Genomic DNA, 13,871 nt, shown 5'->3' with positions numbered 1-13,871 from the left:
AAGTTCTAGGGAGGAAACGCCCAAGAAGGGCCGTAACGTCAACGACGTTACGCGAAGAACTCTAACAGGGCGGGCTGCTGCAGCGCAACAATTATTTTGCGGTGCGGCAAAATTTTCGGCGCCCCCGATTTTTCCCGGATTCGGGGCCTGGCCGCGCCGCGAAGCGGCCTGGCGGTCGCCGACTCGCCCGCGCAGACGCCTTGGCGTTGTCAGAGCCGCGAAACTTCCGTAATCGGTCCGGACCGACGGATCGAAAAAGCCATGACCCAGGACGACAGCGCGCCGCCGCCGCCGGCGACGGAAACCCCGCGGGAGCCTCCCGGCGAGCAGCGCCCGCCGGCGCCTCGCAAGGGCCCGCTGCGCCGGCTCGGCTCCGGCGTCGGGCGCCTGACCCGCGCGCGCCAGAAGTTTCAGATGCCCACCGGCGCCGAGAGCGGCCTCAAGATCGTCATCGCCACCGACGCCTGGAAGCCGCAGCTCAACGGCGTGGTGCGCACGCTCGAAACGCTCGGCGATATCCTGACGCGGTTCGGCAACCACGTCCGCTACATCACCCCGAACGAATTCAAGTCGGTGCCGCTGCCGTCCTATCCGGAAATCAGGCTCTCGATCCTGCCCAACCGGCGGGTGGCCAAGATCATCAACGATTTCAAGCCGGACGCCATCCACATCGCCACCGAAGGCCCGATCGGGCGCGCCACGCGCCGCTTCTGCAAGCGGCGGGGCTATCCCTTCACCACGAGCTTTCACACGCGCTTTCCCGAATACGCCAACGAGCGCTGGGCGATTCCCATCTCCTGGGGCTATGCGGTGCTGCGCGACTTCCACAAGGACGGCGAGACCATGATGGTCGCCACGCTCGGCCTGATGGAGGAGCTGAAGGAGCGCGGCTTCACGCGCATGAAGCTGTGGGCGCGCGGCGTCGATCTTGAAGCCTTCAAGCCGGGCGACCGCTCGTTTCTCGATCAATATCAGCGCCCGATCTTTCTCTATGTCGGCCGGCTCGCGGTGGAGAAGAGCATCGAGGACTTTCTCGCCTGCGACCTTCCGGGCACGAAGCTCATCGTCGGCGAGGGACCGCAGCGCGTCGAGCTCGAGGAGAAGTTCAAGGACGCGGTCTTCGTCGGACCCAAATATGGCGAGGAGCTGACGCGCTACTATCAGGGCTCGGACGTCTTCGTCTTCCCCTCGCGCACCGACACGTTCGGCCTCGTGAACGTCGAGGCTCTCGCCTGCGGCGTGCCGGTGGCGGCCTATCCCGTGCGCGGGCCGCTGGAGATTCTCGACGGCGCGCCGGAAGGGTGCGGGGCGCTCAATGAAAATCTCCAGGCCGCCTGTCTCGAAGCCCTCGCCAGGCGCGACCCGGAGGCCTGTCGGCGCCATGCCGAAAACTTCTCCTGGGAGGCCGCCACGCGCCAGTTCATCGCCAATCTGGAGATCCCGGGCTTCGACGAGGCGTTCTGGCTGCGCTCGGCCAAGATGATCGACTGACCGCCTGTCCCGGATCGGGGCGTGCGGACCGCCGCAAGCCCCCCGGCGCGGGTTTTTTCCCGCCCGAAAACGCCTGAACCGGGAAACCGGCACGAGCCTTGCCTGTCCTCTCCCGAAACGGTCGCGCGCGGGCGCGCCGATTCGGCAAGGAGGGCTTGATGGCCAACCCGATCGATCTTCATGTGGGCCGGCGCCTGCGCCAGCGCCGCCGCTTTCTCGGCCTGACGCAACAGAAGCTCGCAGAGCAGGTCAACATCCGCTTTCAGCAGATCCAGAAATATGAAAGCGGCGCCAACCGCGTCTCCGCCTCGCGGCTGTGGTCGCTGGCGAAGGCGCTGCAGGTTCCGGTGTCGTATTTCTTCGAGGGCCTCGACGACGAGGCGGCCGCCGCCGGCGACGTCAACGGCCGCAACGGCTGCGCGGCGCACGCCTGCGAAGACGTCTTCTCGAACAAGGAGACGATCGACCTCGTGCGCGCCTTCTACAATCTCGACGAAGAGCCGCGCCGGCGCCTGCTCGATCTCGCCAAGGCGATGTCCGGCGAATAGCCGCGGCTTGCGCGCCCCGCCGCGCCCGGCCATTATTCCGCCCGCATGGCCGGCGCGCGCGACATTCCTGACGAGTATATCGCTTTCGCGGCGCGCCTGGCCGACGCCGCGCGCCGCGAGACCCTGCCGCGCTTCCGCCGCGACGGCGCCGTGGAAAGCAAGAACGGCGACTTTTTCGATCCCGTCACTGACGCCGACCGCGAGGCCGAACGGGTCCTGCGCGCGATGATCCGCGAGGCCTGGCCCGACCACGGCGTCATCGGCGAGGAGTTCGGCGCCGAGCGCGAAGACGCCGAGTGGCGCTGGGTGCTCGATCCCGTGGACGGCACGCGCGCCTTCATCTGCGGCGCGGCGAGCTGGGCGACGCTGATCGCCCTCGAGCGCGGCGGCCGGCCCGTCCTCGGCGTCATCGATCAGCCGTTTACGGATGAACGCTGGATCGGCGCGAACGGCCGAGCCGTCTGGCGCCGGGGCGGCGCCGAGACGGTCTGCCGGTCGAGCGGCGTCGCCGCCCTCGCCGAGGCGCGCCTGTCGACGACGGACCCCCTGCCCGCCGGCTATTTCACCGTCCGCGAGGCCGACGCCTTTGCGACGCTGGCCGCGCGCGCGCGCGTCGCGCGCTACAGCTTCGACGCCTACGCCTACGGCCTTCTCGCCCTCGGCGCGCTCGACCTCGTGGTCGAGACCAGCCTGAAACGTCATGACTACGCGGCGCTCATTCCCGTCATCGAGGGCGCGGGCGGCGTCGTGACGGCCTGGTCCGGAGAGGCGCTCGGCTCGGACGCGCGCGGCTCCATCGTTGCGGCGGCGACGCCGGCGCTGCACGCCGCCGCGCTCGACATCCTGCGCGGCGCATGACTTTCCGTTCTCCCACGACAGGTTTCGCGCGCCTCCTCATGGAATTTTGATCGCGTGCGCGTGTCGGGGCGCTTGATCCCGCTACGGCGCGCGCGGCAACGTGGCGCGCGGAAAACGGGCGAGGACGGGCTCTTCATGGCTTACGGCGCGCCGACGCCGGCGAAATTTCAGCATCCTGACGTGACCGCGGACGGAAAGCCGCGCGCGCGCGCGCCGTTCGTTCGTCTCAAGACGCTCTGGGCGAACACCGGCACGCTGTGCAACATCGAATGCGCGCATTGCTATATCGAATCGAGCCCGCGCAACGACCGGCTCGCCTATCTGTCCGCGCAAGAGCTGCGCCCCTATCTAGACGAGGCGAAGCGTCTCGGCGCTCATGAAATCGGCTTCACCGGCGGCGAGCCCTTCATGAATCCCGACATGCCGGCGATGCTGTGCGACGCGCTGGCCGCCGGCTTTCGCGCGCTCGTGCTGACCAACGCCATGCGGCCGATGATGCGCCCGCGCGTGCAGGCCGCCCTCGCGGCGCTGCGCGTCGAATATGGCGAGCGCCTCGTCCTGCGCGTCAGCCTCGATCACTATGCGGCGGACCGGCACGACGCCGAGCGCGGACCCGGCGCTTTCGAGGAGGCCATGCGAGGGCTTTCCTGGCTCGCCGAGCGCGGTTTTGCGATCGCTGCGGCCGGGCGCACCCTGTGGGGCGAATCCGAAGAGGAGACCCGCGCCGGCTATCGCCGCCTCTTCGCCGAGCGGCAGATCCCCATCGACGCCGACGATCCGTCCGCGCTCGTCCTGTTTCCGGAAATGGACGAGCGCGCCGAGGTTCCGGAAATATCGGAAGCGTGCTGGGACATTCTCGGGCGCCGTCCCGATTCGGTGATGTGCGCCTCCTCGCGCATGATCGTGAAGCGCCGGGGCGCGCCGGCGCCGAGCGTTCTCGCGTGCACGCTTATACCGTATTCGCCTGCATTCGAGCTTGGCCGCACCCTCGCCGAATCGCTAATATCGGTGCCGCTCAATCATCCGCACTGCGCCCGGTTCTGCGTTCTCGGCGGCGCCGGCTGCTCCGGGTGACTATTCAGGACCGACGATGACGCGAAATGGGGGAAGCGGCCGCGAGGTCGCGCTGGAAGCGCGCGGGGCGACAGGCGGGCGGATGTTCTCGCCCTCTGCGGCGCGCAACAAGGATCCGATCCGCGACGTCTTTCTCGAACGCATGCCGCGCGCGGGCGTGATCGTGGAGATCGGATCGGGAACCGGCGAGCATGTCGCCCATCTCGCCGCGGCGCTGCCCGAGGTCCGGTTTCTGCCGGGCGATCCCGACGAGCCGTCGCGCGCCTCGATCGCGGCCTGGACAGCTCATGCAGGCCTTTCCAACGTCGCGCCGCCCCATGCCATCGACGTGACGGCGCCGGACTGGCCGCGCCGCGCCGCGCGGCTGTGCGAAAAGACGGGCGGCGGGGCGATCGTCGGCGTCATGTCGATCAACATGATCCATATCGCCCCGTTCGAGGCGGCCGAAGGGCTGATCGCCGGCGCCGGCGCGCTGCTCGGGTCCGGCGGAAAACTGTTCCTGTACGGCCCATTCGCCCGCGACGGGGCGCATGCGGCGCCGTCCAACGCGGAGTTCGACGCGACCCTCAGGGAGCGCGATCAGCGCTGGGGCGTGCGCGACCTCGAACGGGAAATCCTGCCGCTCGCGCAGGCGGCCGGACTCGCGCTTGAGGCCGCGATCCCCATGCCGGCGAACAATTTTTCGGCGATCTTCGTGAGATCCTGACGCCCGCGCCGCAGCTGATTGAACCCGACCCCGGCTGCGCCGCATCGCTGCGCGCCGCAGCGCGCCCGGGATGACGCCGAGTTTGCGCCGAGCCGGCGCGGAAGGCCGGCGCCCGCCTATTCGTCCGCGGGCGCCGCGCGCAAGAGGCACTGGTCGGTCTCGAGCGCGCCCTTCTCCGTTCGGCGCGCGGCGAGCGTATACTGGCGGCCGTAATCGAAGGAAAGGCCGCAGCGTTCCGACTCGATCGGATGCCAGACCTTCACCGGCGTTTTGAGCGCCGGATCGTCGGCCCGGATCAGCCGGAACACCGTCGCCTGGCGGGGCTGGACGGCGCGCCCGCTTGCATCGACCCGCAGCTCCGCGTCGACCACGATTCCGGTAAAGACGATCTTCTCCTCCGGCGCATCCTGCGGGCATGCGCAGCGGATCGCCGGCTCGGGCCGGTTCGGCAGGGGCGGCGGCGCGGCGAGGTCGCCGAGGGAGCCCGCCTGGGCGGCGGCGAGACAAATCGCGAAGAACGACGTCATGAATGCGGCTCCGTCTGCCTGAAATGTTTGGACAGCCTCAATCCCTGCCCCTGATAGTTGGACGCCAGGTCCGCCCCGTAAAGACGGCCCGGCCGGGCGGCCATGCGCTCATAGGCGAGCCGGGCGACGATCTGGCCGTCCTCGAGCACGAAGGGCGCGTCGTGGCTGCGCACTTCGAGCACCGCGCGGCTGAGCCCGGCGCCGTCCGGCGACCAGCCGAAGCCGGGATCGAAAAAGCCCGCATAATGCACCCGGAACTCGCCGAGGCCCGGATTGATCGGCGTCATCTCCGCGGCGTAGTCCGGGGGGGCGGCGAGCGCCTCGCGCGAGGCGAGAATGTAGAATTCGTCCGGGTCGAGAATGATGAAGCCGGCGCGCGGGGCCGCGATCGGCTCGAAATAGTCCTCGGCGTTCAGCGCGCCGACGGCGTCGACGTCGATGAGCGCGGCGTGCCGGCGCGCGCGCCAGCCGACGATCTCGCCCGGGGCGCCGGCGAGCCGCACCCTGAGCCCCAGGCCGCCCTCGATGTCCGCCGGTCCGTCGACCAGCGGCGCTTCGGCGTGCAGCGCCGCGAGCGCGGCGTCGTCCAGCCGGCAGTCGCCGCGCTTGAAGCGAAGCTGATTGAGGCTCGAGCCGCGCCGCACGACGATGGAGAAGGTGCGCGGACTGATCTCGGCGTAAAGCGGGCCTTCATAGCCCGCCGGAACCTCGTCGAAGGCCGCGCCATGATCCGTCACCAGACGGACGAAAACATCGATGCGTCCCGTCGAGCTTTTGGGATTGGCCGCGCCGCAGATGTCGGGCGGCAGCGCCAGGCGCTCGTTGAGCTCGACGAGATAGACGCAGCCGCGCTCGAGCACCGCGCCCTGCTCGAGGCCGATCTCGTGCATGAAGAGGCCGCCCGCGAGGCGTTCGTCCACGCGCCGCGCGCGCGAGGGCAGAAACGAGGCGCGCACGCGGAAGGCGCGCGCGCCGAGGGTGAGATCGAGGCTCGCCGGCTGGATCTGGCGCGCGCCGGGCGGGCCGGCGAGGCGCGCGGCGCCGGCCTCGATCAGCCGCGCGATCGCCTCCGCCGGAAGCACGCCCGTCTCGCCCGTCCCGAATTCGCCCCTGGACTCGCCCATGAACCCTCGCCTCGCACGAAGCCGGCTGCGGCCCGCAAGGCCCGTTCCTCGCCCGCCCCTGCGGCGAGGTCAAGCGAGGGCGCGCGCCGGCTGCAAGCGTCGCCGCGCTTGGCGGGCGCCGTCGCGGGCTTATAATGGAACTCTGCGCCGACCGGCCGGCGGCGGAAGGAGCCTATCATGTACGAGCGCGTCACCCGCGGCATCCGCGTCAGCGTCGATCCCTGCTATCTGGAGTCCCAGTCCGATCCGGAGGAAGGCCTCTATGTGTGGGCCTATACGATCCGGATCGCCAATGATTCGGACGAGATCGTCCGTCTGCGCACCCGGCGCTGGCTCATCACCGACGCGCTTGGCCTCACCGAAGAGGTGGCGGGCGAAGGCGTGGTCGGCGAGCAGCCCGTGCTGCGCCCCGGCGAGGCGTTCGAATACACCTCGGGCGCGCCGCTGCGCACCCCGTCCGGCATGATGGTCGGCCGCTACGGCATGGAGACCGCGGCCGGGGAGCGTTTCGAAGTCGACATTCCCGCCTTTTCGCTCGATAGCCCCCACGAATCCCGTCAAGTGCACTGACGTCAGGGTCGCCGGATGAAGCCGGCCGCGCCCGGAGAAACATGCCGAATCTGCGCCCCGTTCTGCTCGTGACCGGCGTTCTCGTGGCCGCGCTCGGCGTCGCCATGCTGGTCCCGATGACGGCCGACCTTCTGGCGCGCGATCCGGCGCACCGCGCCGACTGGACGGCCTTCGCCACGGCGGCGATCCTCTCGATCTTTTCAGGCGGCGCGGCGGCCGCCGCCGCCTGGGGTCCGATCCGCGCGCTCGACGTGCGCCAGGGATTTCTTCTGACCGCCGCGAGCTGGCTCGCCCTGGTCGCCTTCGGCGCGATTCCCTTCGTCCTCGGCGCGTTCGACATGACCTATACGGACGCTTTCTTCGAGGCGATGTCTGGCCTGACGACGACCGGCTCGACGGTGGTCTCCGGCCTCGACGACGCCCCGCCCGGCTTTCTTCTGTGGCGCTCCATGCTGCAATGGCTGGGGGGCGTCGGCGTCATCATCATGGCCTTCGCGGTGCTGCCGGCGCTGAAGATCGGCGGCATGCAGCTTTTCAAGATGGAGGCGTGGGACACGTCGGAGAAATTCATCGCCAGCGCCGCGCAATATTCGCTGGGCCTGTCGCTCATCTACATCTTCCTCACCGCGCTGTGCTTCGTCCTGCTGTGGGCGTTCGGCATGCCGTCCTTCGACGCGCTTAACCATGCGCTGACGACGCTGTCCACCGGCGGCTATTCCACGCGCGACGCCTCCGTCGGCGCGTTTCTGACCGTCGGGCGGGCGCCGCTCGACCTCATCGTGACGGCGTTCATGATCATCGGCAGCCTGCCTTTCGGCATATTGCTGATCGCGGTGTTGCGCGGCGAATGGCGCCGCCTCGCGGCCGACAGCCAGATCCGGTTCTTTCTGTTTACGATCGCCGCCGCGACGGCGACGATGGCCGTCTACGTCTACGCCCGCTTCGACGTGGACGCCTTCACCGCGTTCCGGCTTTCCGCGTTCAATGTCGTGTCGGTGTTCACCGGCACGGGCTACGCCACGACCGACTATGGCGCGTGGGGCGCGTTCGCCGTCGGCTTCTTCTTCTGCATCATGTTCGTCGGCGGCTGCGCCGGCTCGACCTCCTGCGGGCTGAAGATATTCCGCTTTCAGGTGGCGCTCGCCGCGATCCGGCTTTATGCGCGCCGGCTCGCCCATCCGCACGGGGTCTTCGTCGAGCACTATAACGGGCGGCCGATATCCGACGAGGTTTTCGTCTCGGTGCTGAGCTTCTTCTTCATCTACTTCGCTTCCTTCGCCACTCTGGCCGCGGCGCTGTCGGGCTTCGGCCTCGACGCGATCACGGCGCTGTCGGCGGCCGGGACCGCGATCGCCAATGTCGGTCCCGGCCTCGGCCCCGTGGTCGGGCCGGCCGGCAATTTCGCTTCGCTGCCCGACGCGGCCAAATGGCTGATGGCGGCGGGGATGCTGCTCGGCCGGCTCGAATTCTTCACCGTGCTGGTGTTGCTGATGCCCGATTTCTGGCGGCGCTGAGCCCGGCGCGCCGCCGGCGGGCGACTCGCCTCCGCCCGGCCGGGCGCCTATACTGGCGGAAAAACGCGGGGAGCGGGGATGTCAGGTTCCGACTATTTCGCCCGCCTCGCAGGGGTCCTCGCGGCCGCTGCGTTGCTGGGGCTGGCGATCGCGCGGCCCGAGGCCGGCCGGCTGGCGGTCGAGCGCGCGAGCGATCTCGCCCCGCCGCGCGCCGCGCTCGCCGACCGGGCCTGCCCCGCCGGCCAGCCGGCGCTGACCCATCCCTTCGCGCCATTGGAGGACGTGCTCAGCGTCTCGCCGCTCGGGGCGGCGACCGCGCCGGGCGAGCCGCTGCCCGCGCCGCACATCCGCGTCAACACCCGCCGGGGCGAGACCGTCTTCGAGCGCCGAAGCGTCGACGTTCTCGCCCCGGCGCGCGCCGACATCGTCGCCATCGAGCGGCGGATCGAGCGCGACGAAACGGGACGCGCGGCGGCGACGTCCTGGACGTTGCGGCTGAAGCCCTGCGCGAGCGTATCGGTCTATTACGACCGGCTCGACAGCGTGGCGGAGTCTCTCATCCGGCGGGCGGGCGGGCTTTCCGCCTTCGTCGAACTGGGCGGGCCGGACCATATCGCCGTCGAGACGCGCATCCGCGTGCGCGAGGGCGAGTTTCTGGGGCGCGCGGACGGATTCGACGTGGGGCTTTACGATCTCGCCGTGCCGCCGGCGCCGTTCGCCCGGCCCGAGCGCTATCGCTACGACGCCTTCGCGCGCGCCGAAGTCCTCGACGCGCCGCCGTCCCTGCTCGACGCCATCCGGCCCGATCTCGCCCGGGCGCGCTGCGCGCTCGACTATCTGCCCCGCGACCTGCGCGAAGCGTGGACGGCGAAGCTCGGCGACGCCTGGGGCGTGCGCCGGGCGAAGGGCGAGAACGCCTGCCGGACCGCGCTCATCGACGCGCCGGGCGCGGCGCAGGGCGTCTGGTTCACCGACGCTTCGCACAACGCGCTGACGAGCCGGGTGAGCGCGATCGCCCTGGCGCCCGACGCGATCGACCCCGAGCGGCTCGTCTTCGCCCTGCACGGCCGGCTGCGCTCGCTCAAGCCGGAGATGGTCGCCCTGCCGCCGGCGCTCGAAGACCGGCGCGCGGGCGCGACGCGCGACTTTCTGTCTTTCGAGAAAGGCGCAGGCCTCGTCAATCCGCCCTTCGACGCGGTGCGCGAGAACCAGATCTATTGCTATCAGGGCCTGCGCGCCAATTTCGTTGGCCCGCGGATCAACGCCGTGCTGCTTCTCCAGCTTTCGCGGGCGGCCGACGGCGCCCGGCTCATGAAGCTCGAAGCGCGCGGCGACGCGCTTTCCTGCGACGCGCTGCCCGCGCCGTGGTCGTTCACCGGCGCTGAGACGACGTTCTACCGGTGAGGCGCCGTCAGAAATCCACCGCGCGGCCGGCGCGCTCCCAGTCGCCGTAGCGCGTCGGCTCCGGCCCGGCCGGCCCGCCTTTCTCGGCCGGACGGCGCCCCGCGCGCGCCTCGGACTCGGCGGCGGCCCTGCGGCGGGCTTCGGCCTCGGCGAGGGCGCGCCGCGCCGCCGGCGGCAGGTCGCGCGCGGGTTTCGGCGGGTTGGTCGCGTCGGCGGTCATATTGAAGCCCGATCCTTCCCGACACATATAACCGCCGGTCCCCGAAAGGCGAAGGGGGCGCAAAGGAGAAACATCGCGATGAACTTTCTGCGCACCGGCATGCTGCTCGCCGCGCTGACCGCGCTGTTCGGCGTGGTCGGCTGGCTCCTCGGCGGGACCGGCGGGATGGTCCTGGCGCTCGGCTTCGCGGGCGTCGCCAACTTCTTCGCCTACTGGAACGCCGACAAGATCGTGCTGCGCATGTATCGCGCCGAGGAGGTCGACGAGTCCCACGCCTCCGGCGCGGTGCGCCGCTTCGTGGAGATCACCCGCGCCCTCGCCGCGCGGGCCGGCCTGCCGCAACCGAAGATCTATCTCATCAACTCCGAGCAGCCCAACGCCTTCGCCACCGGGCGCAACCCCGAGAACGCCGCCGTCGCCGCGACCGCCGGCCTGCTGCGCATGCTGAACGACGAAGAGATCGCCGGCGTGATGGCGCACGAGCTGGCCCATGTGAAGAACCGCGACACGCTGACCATGACGGTGACGGCCACCCTCGCCGGCGCGATCACGACGCTGGCGAACTTCGCCATGTTCTTCGGCGGCAACCGCAACAACGGCGGGCTCATCGGCGCGCTCGCGATCATGATCCTCGCGCCGCTCGCCGCCGCGCTGGTGCAGTTCGCCATCTCGCGCGGACGCGAATACGCGGCCGATCGCCTCGGGGCGGAGATCTGCGGTCATCCCGAATGGCTCGCCTCGGCGCTGGCGAAGATCGCGCGCGGCGCCGCGCGCATCCCCAACGAGATCGCGGAGCGTCATCCCGAAACGGGCCAGCTCATGATCGTCAACCCGCTGTCCGGTCAGGGCGCGGACAATCTGTTCTCGACCCATCCCTCGACGCAGAACCGCATCGACCGGTTGATGGACATGGCGCGGCGCATGGGCGTCGCGCAGCCCGCCGCGCCCGCCGGCCCGTGGGGCTGATGCGGCGGCAGCCTTTCCTGCGGGGCGCAGATTAAATCCGTAGGCGGCGCGCTTCAATGCGCCTCCGACCAGCTTCGGCCCTCGCCCGTGTCGACGACCAGCGGGACGGAAAGCGCGACCGCCGGCGAGGGCGCCTTTTCCATCACCGCCGCGACGAGCCGGCGGGTCTCGGCGGCCTCGCCCTTGGGCGCTTCGAAAATGAGCTCGTCATGCACCTGCAGGAGCATCCTCGCCTGCAGCTTCGCTCTCGCGAGCGCGGCGGGCATGCGGATCATCGCCCGGCGGATGACGTCGGCGGCCGAGCCCTGAATCGGCGCGTTGATGGCCTGCCTTTCGGCGTAATTGCGCATCGCCTGATTCTTGTCGTTGATGGCGCCGACATGGATGCGACGGCCGAAGACGGTCTCCACATGGCCTTCGGCGCGCGCCCGGCGGATGGTTTCGTCCATATACCGCCTGATGCCGGGAAACTTCCTGAAATAGCGTTCGATGTACTCCTTCGCCTCGCCGCGCGCGATGCCGAGCTGGTTGGCCAGACCGTAAGCCGAAATGCCGTAGATGATGCCGAAATTGATCGCCTTGGCGCGCCGGCGCACCATGGGGTCCATGCCCTTGATCGGCATGCCGAACATCTCCGACGCCGTCATGGCGTGAATGTCGAGGCCGTCCTCGAAAGCCTGTTTCATCGCCTTGATGTCGGCGATATGGGCGAGCAGGCGCAGCTCGATCTGGCTGTAGTCGGCCGAGATGAGGACGTTCCCTTTCTCGGCGATGAACGCTTCGCGGATCTTCCGCCCGTCGTCCGTCCGTATCGGGATGTTCTGTAGATTGGGGTCGGTCGAGGCGAGCCGGCCCGTCGTCGTCGCCGCGAGCGAATAGGAGGTGTGTATGCGCCCCGTTTCGGGGTTGATCGCCTGCGGCAGCGCGTCCGTATAGGTGCTCTTGAGCTTTGAAAGCCCCCGCCAGTTGAGGATCGCGCGCGGCAGCGGATGGCCCGCGGCGGCGAGCTCCTCAAGCACGTCGGCCTTGGTCGACCAGGCCCCGCCCGCCGTCTTGCGCCCGCCCGGCAGGCCGAGCTTGCCGAACAGGATCTCCGAAATCTGCTTGGGCGAGCCGATATTGAACTCTTCGCCCGCCAGCTCCATCGCTTCGGCCTCGTAGGCCGCCATCCGCTGGGCGAAATCGGCGGACAGGCGCGAGAGCGAGTCGGGATCGACCTTCACGCCGGCGCGCTCCATCTCCATGACGACAGGAACGAGCGGGCGCTCAAGCGTTTCGTACACGACGCATTTCTTTTCGTCGGCGAGCCGCGGCTTGAGAACGTGAAAGAGCCGCAGCGTCATGTCCGCGTCCTCGGCGGCGTACTCCGTCGCCTTGGCGATCGCGACCTCGTTGAAGGTCTTCTGTTTCTTGCCGCTGCCGGCGACCTGCGCGAACTTGATCGTGTCGAGGCCGAGATGGCGCTTGGCGAGCTCGTCCATGCCGTGCCCGCCGCGCCCGCTGTCCAGCGCGTAGGAGATCAGCATGGTGTCGTCGAAGGGGGCGACGGCGATTCCATGCCGCGCCATGACGAGCGCGTCATATTTGACGTTCTGCCCGACCTTCAGCACGGACGGGTCTTCGAGCAGCGGCTTGAGAACTTCAAGCGCGGCCTCCAGCGGCATCTGCTTTTCGATGTCGGCGTCGTCGAGGGCGAGCCCTTCCCCGCCATGGCCGAGCGGAACGTAGCAGGCCCGCCCCGGCGCCGTCGCCAGCGAGAACCCGACGAGCCGCGCGCGCATCGCGTCGAGACTGTCCGTCTCCGTATCGAAGGCGACGATTCCCCGTTCGCGCGCCTCGTCGATCCAGCGCGCGAGCGCCTGCTCGTCGAAGACCGTCTCATAGGCGGTCTCGGCGGGCGCCGCGGGGGCAGGCGCGTCGCCGGCCCCGTCCTTCGCGCCGGCGCCGAAGTCGGCGAGCACGCGGCGCTTCAGCGCAGCGAACTCCATCTCGTCGAGAAATGCGATCAGCTTGTCCGGCTCGATCTTCGGCATGCGGATGTCGTCGAGCGAAAATTCGAGCGGCGCGTCGTCCCTGAGCGTCACGAGCTGCTTGGAGATGCGCGCCTTGTCGGCGTGTTCGATGAGGCTCTCGCGCCGCTTGTTCTGCTTTATCTCGCCGGCGCGCGCGAGCAGCGTTTCGAGGTCGCCATATTCCTGGATGAGCTGGGCGGCGGTCTTCACGCCGATCCCCGGCACGCCGGGCACGTTGTCCGAGCTGTCGCCGGCGAGCGCCTGCACGTCGACGACCTTTTCCGGCGGAACGCCGAACTTCTCGATCACCTCGACGCGGCCGATGCGCCGGTTCTTCATGGTGTCGAACAGCGTGACGCGGTCCGAGACGAGCTGCATCAGATCCTTGTCGGAGGAGACGATGACGACCTCGCCGCCCGCGCGTTCGACCAGGCGCGCATAGGCGGCGATGATGTCGTCGGCCTCATAGCCCTCCGTCTCGATGCAGGGCACGTTGAAGGCGCGCGTCGCCTCGCGCACCAGCGGGAATTGCGGCACGAGATCCTCCGGCGGCTCAGGGCGGTTGGCCTTGTATTCCGGATACAGATCGTTGCGGAAGGTTTTCGCAGAAAAGTCGAAGATGACGGCGAGATGGGTCGGGTCGTGCCCGTCGTTCATGTCGGCGAGCAGCTTGTAGAGCATGTTGCAGTAGCCGGAGACCGCGCCCACCGGCAGCCCGTCGGACTTGCGCGTCAAGGGCGGCAGCGCGTGATAGGCGCGGAAGATGTAGGACGAGCCGTCGACGAGATAGAGGCGGATGGACGGCTTGTTCGGTTTGTCTGCCACGGCGTTGTTCCTGGCGAGGTGAGAAGGCGTGC

At 69.2% G+C, this 13,871-nt stretch carries 13 protein-coding genes; 9 read left to right on the top strand and 4 right to left on the bottom strand.

From position 1 onward, the window contains the following. The first annotated feature begins 261 nt into the window (after window positions 1-261). From CHB64_RS03405 to CHB64_RS03385, 5 genes are all read left to right on the top strand, one after another. A complete protein-coding gene (locus CHB64_RS03405) occupies window positions 262-1,491 on the top strand; it encodes a glycosyltransferase family 4 protein (RefSeq protein ID WP_234993303.1) in 1,230 nt (409 codons plus the stop codon). Window positions 1,492-1,649: 158 nt separating this feature from the next. Next, the gene (locus tag CHB64_RS03400; protein WP_089411154.1) at window positions 1,650-2,039 is read left to right on the top strand and encodes a helix-turn-helix domain-containing protein; all 390 of its coding nucleotides are present in this window, start codon (window positions 1,650-1,652) and stop codon (window positions 2,037-2,039) included. Between the two features lie 45 nt (window positions 2,040-2,084). Further along, the gene (hisN, locus tag CHB64_RS03395; RefSeq protein ID WP_089411153.1) at window positions 2,085-2,897 is read left to right on the top strand and encodes a histidinol-phosphatase; all 813 of its coding nucleotides are present in this window, start codon (window positions 2,085-2,087) and stop codon (window positions 2,895-2,897) included. Between the two features lie 135 nt (window positions 2,898-3,032). Further along, the gene (locus CHB64_RS03390; protein ID WP_089411152.1) at window positions 3,033-3,971 is read left to right on the top strand and encodes a radical SAM protein; all 939 of its coding nucleotides are present in this window, start codon (window positions 3,033-3,035) and stop codon (window positions 3,969-3,971) included. Between the two features lie 82 nt (window positions 3,972-4,053). After that, a complete protein-coding gene (locus CHB64_RS03385) occupies window positions 4,054-4,677 on the top strand; it encodes a DUF938 domain-containing protein (protein ID WP_089411460.1) in 624 nt (207 codons plus the stop codon). A 116-nt stretch (window positions 4,678-4,793) separates the two neighbouring features. Here CHB64_RS03385 and CHB64_RS03380 read toward each other — a convergent pair whose 3' ends face one another. Together CHB64_RS03380 and CHB64_RS03375 are read right to left on the bottom strand one after the other, a co-directional pair. After that, entirely contained in the window at window positions 4,794-5,204 is a 411-nt protein-coding gene (locus CHB64_RS03380; RefSeq protein ID WP_089411151.1) for a hypothetical protein, read from the bottom strand. Continuing rightward, window positions 5,201-6,328 (bottom strand): 2'-deoxycytidine 5'-triphosphate deaminase, encoded by a 1,128-nt coding sequence (locus CHB64_RS03375; RefSeq protein ID WP_089411150.1) that lies wholly within the window; start codon window positions 6,326-6,328, stop codon window positions 5,201-5,203. Before CHB64_RS03375 ends, CHB64_RS03380 begins: the two co-directional genes overlap by 4 nt. A gap of 177 nt (window positions 6,329-6,505) precedes the next feature. On the opposite strand from CHB64_RS03375, the gene apaG reads away from it, so the two are divergent. From apaG to CHB64_RS03360, 3 genes are all read left to right on the top strand, one after another. Further along, window positions 6,506-6,898 (top strand): Co2+/Mg2+ efflux protein ApaG, encoded by a 393-nt coding sequence (gene apaG, locus CHB64_RS03370; RefSeq protein ID WP_089411149.1) that lies wholly within the window; start codon window positions 6,506-6,508, stop codon window positions 6,896-6,898. Between the two features lie 41 nt (window positions 6,899-6,939). Then, entirely contained in the window at window positions 6,940-8,412 is a 1,473-nt protein-coding gene (locus tag CHB64_RS03365; protein ID WP_089411148.1) for a TrkH family potassium uptake protein, read from the top strand. A gap of 78 nt (window positions 8,413-8,490) precedes the next feature. Then, window positions 8,491-9,816, top strand: a complete 1,326-nt coding sequence (locus tag CHB64_RS03360; RefSeq protein ID WP_089411147.1) for a hypothetical protein — start codon at window positions 8,491-8,493, stop codon at window positions 9,814-9,816. Window positions 9,817-9,823: 7 nt separating this feature from the next. Here the strand turns inward: CHB64_RS03360 and CHB64_RS03355 are convergent, their stop codons facing one another. Next, window positions 9,824-10,036, bottom strand: a complete 213-nt coding sequence (locus CHB64_RS03355; protein WP_089411146.1) for a DUF1674 domain-containing protein — start codon at window positions 10,034-10,036, stop codon at window positions 9,824-9,826. Window positions 10,037-10,114: 78 nt separating this feature from the next. On the opposite strand from CHB64_RS03355, the gene htpX reads away from it, so the two are divergent. After that, complete coding sequence (gene htpX, locus CHB64_RS03350) at window positions 10,115-11,002, top strand: zinc metalloprotease HtpX (protein ID WP_089411145.1); 888 nt, start codon at window positions 10,115-10,117, stop codon at window positions 11,000-11,002. Window positions 11,003-11,055: 53 nt separating this feature from the next. Here htpX and polA read toward each other — a convergent pair whose 3' ends face one another. Beyond that, window positions 11,056-13,839 (bottom strand): DNA polymerase I, encoded by a 2,784-nt coding sequence (gene polA, locus CHB64_RS03345; protein ID WP_089411144.1) that lies wholly within the window; start codon window positions 13,837-13,839, stop codon window positions 11,056-11,058. Window positions 13,840-13,871 lie beyond the last annotated feature (32 nt).

Source organism: Amphiplicatus metriothermophilus, assembly GCF_900199215.1.
GTDB classification, from domain to species: Bacteria; Pseudomonadota; Alphaproteobacteria; order Caulobacterales; family Parvularculaceae; genus Amphiplicatus; species Amphiplicatus metriothermophilus.
The sequence above is the reverse complement of the archived record's forward strand: the minus strand, read 5'-3'. Positions and strand labels throughout refer to the sequence as shown.

Coding starts and splice junctions, on each gene's coding strand:
- CHB64_RS03400 (WP_089411154.1), top strand. CDS start 1,650: ATGGCCAACCCGATCGATCTTCATGTGGGCCGGCGCCTGCGCCAGCGC.
- CHB64_RS03390 (WP_089411152.1), top strand. CDS start 3,033: ATGGCTTACGGCGCGCCGACGCCGGCGAAATTTCAGCATCCTGACGTG.
- apaG (WP_089411149.1), top strand. CDS start 6,506: ATGTACGAGCGCGTCACCCGCGGCATCCGCGTCAGCGTCGATCCCTGC.
- CHB64_RS03360 (WP_089411147.1), top strand. CDS start 8,491: ATGTCAGGTTCCGACTATTTCGCCCGCCTCGCAGGGGTCCTCGCGGCC.
- CHB64_RS03380 (WP_089411151.1), bottom strand. CDS start 5,204: ATGACGTCGTTCTTCGCGATTTGTCTCGCCGCCGCCCAGGCGGGCTCC.
- CHB64_RS03385 (WP_089411460.1), top strand. CDS start 4,054: ATGTTCTCGCCCTCTGCGGCGCGCAACAAGGATCCGATCCGCGACGTC.
- CHB64_RS03375 (WP_089411150.1), bottom strand. CDS start 6,328: ATGGGCGAGTCCAGGGGCGAATTCGGGACGGGCGAGACGGGCGTGCTT.
- htpX (WP_089411145.1), top strand. CDS start 10,115: ATGAACTTTCTGCGCACCGGCATGCTGCTCGCCGCGCTGACCGCGCTG.
- hisN (WP_089411153.1), top strand. CDS start 2,085: ATGGCCGGCGCGCGCGACATTCCTGACGAGTATATCGCTTTCGCGGCG.
- CHB64_RS03365 (WP_089411148.1), top strand. CDS start 6,940: ATGCCGAATCTGCGCCCCGTTCTGCTCGTGACCGGCGTTCTCGTGGCC.
- CHB64_RS03355 (WP_089411146.1), bottom strand. CDS start 10,036: ATGACCGCCGACGCGACCAACCCGCCGAAACCCGCGCGCGACCTGCCG.
- CHB64_RS03405 (WP_234993303.1), top strand. CDS start 262: ATGACCCAGGACGACAGCGCGCCGCCGCCGCCGGCGACGGAAACCCCG.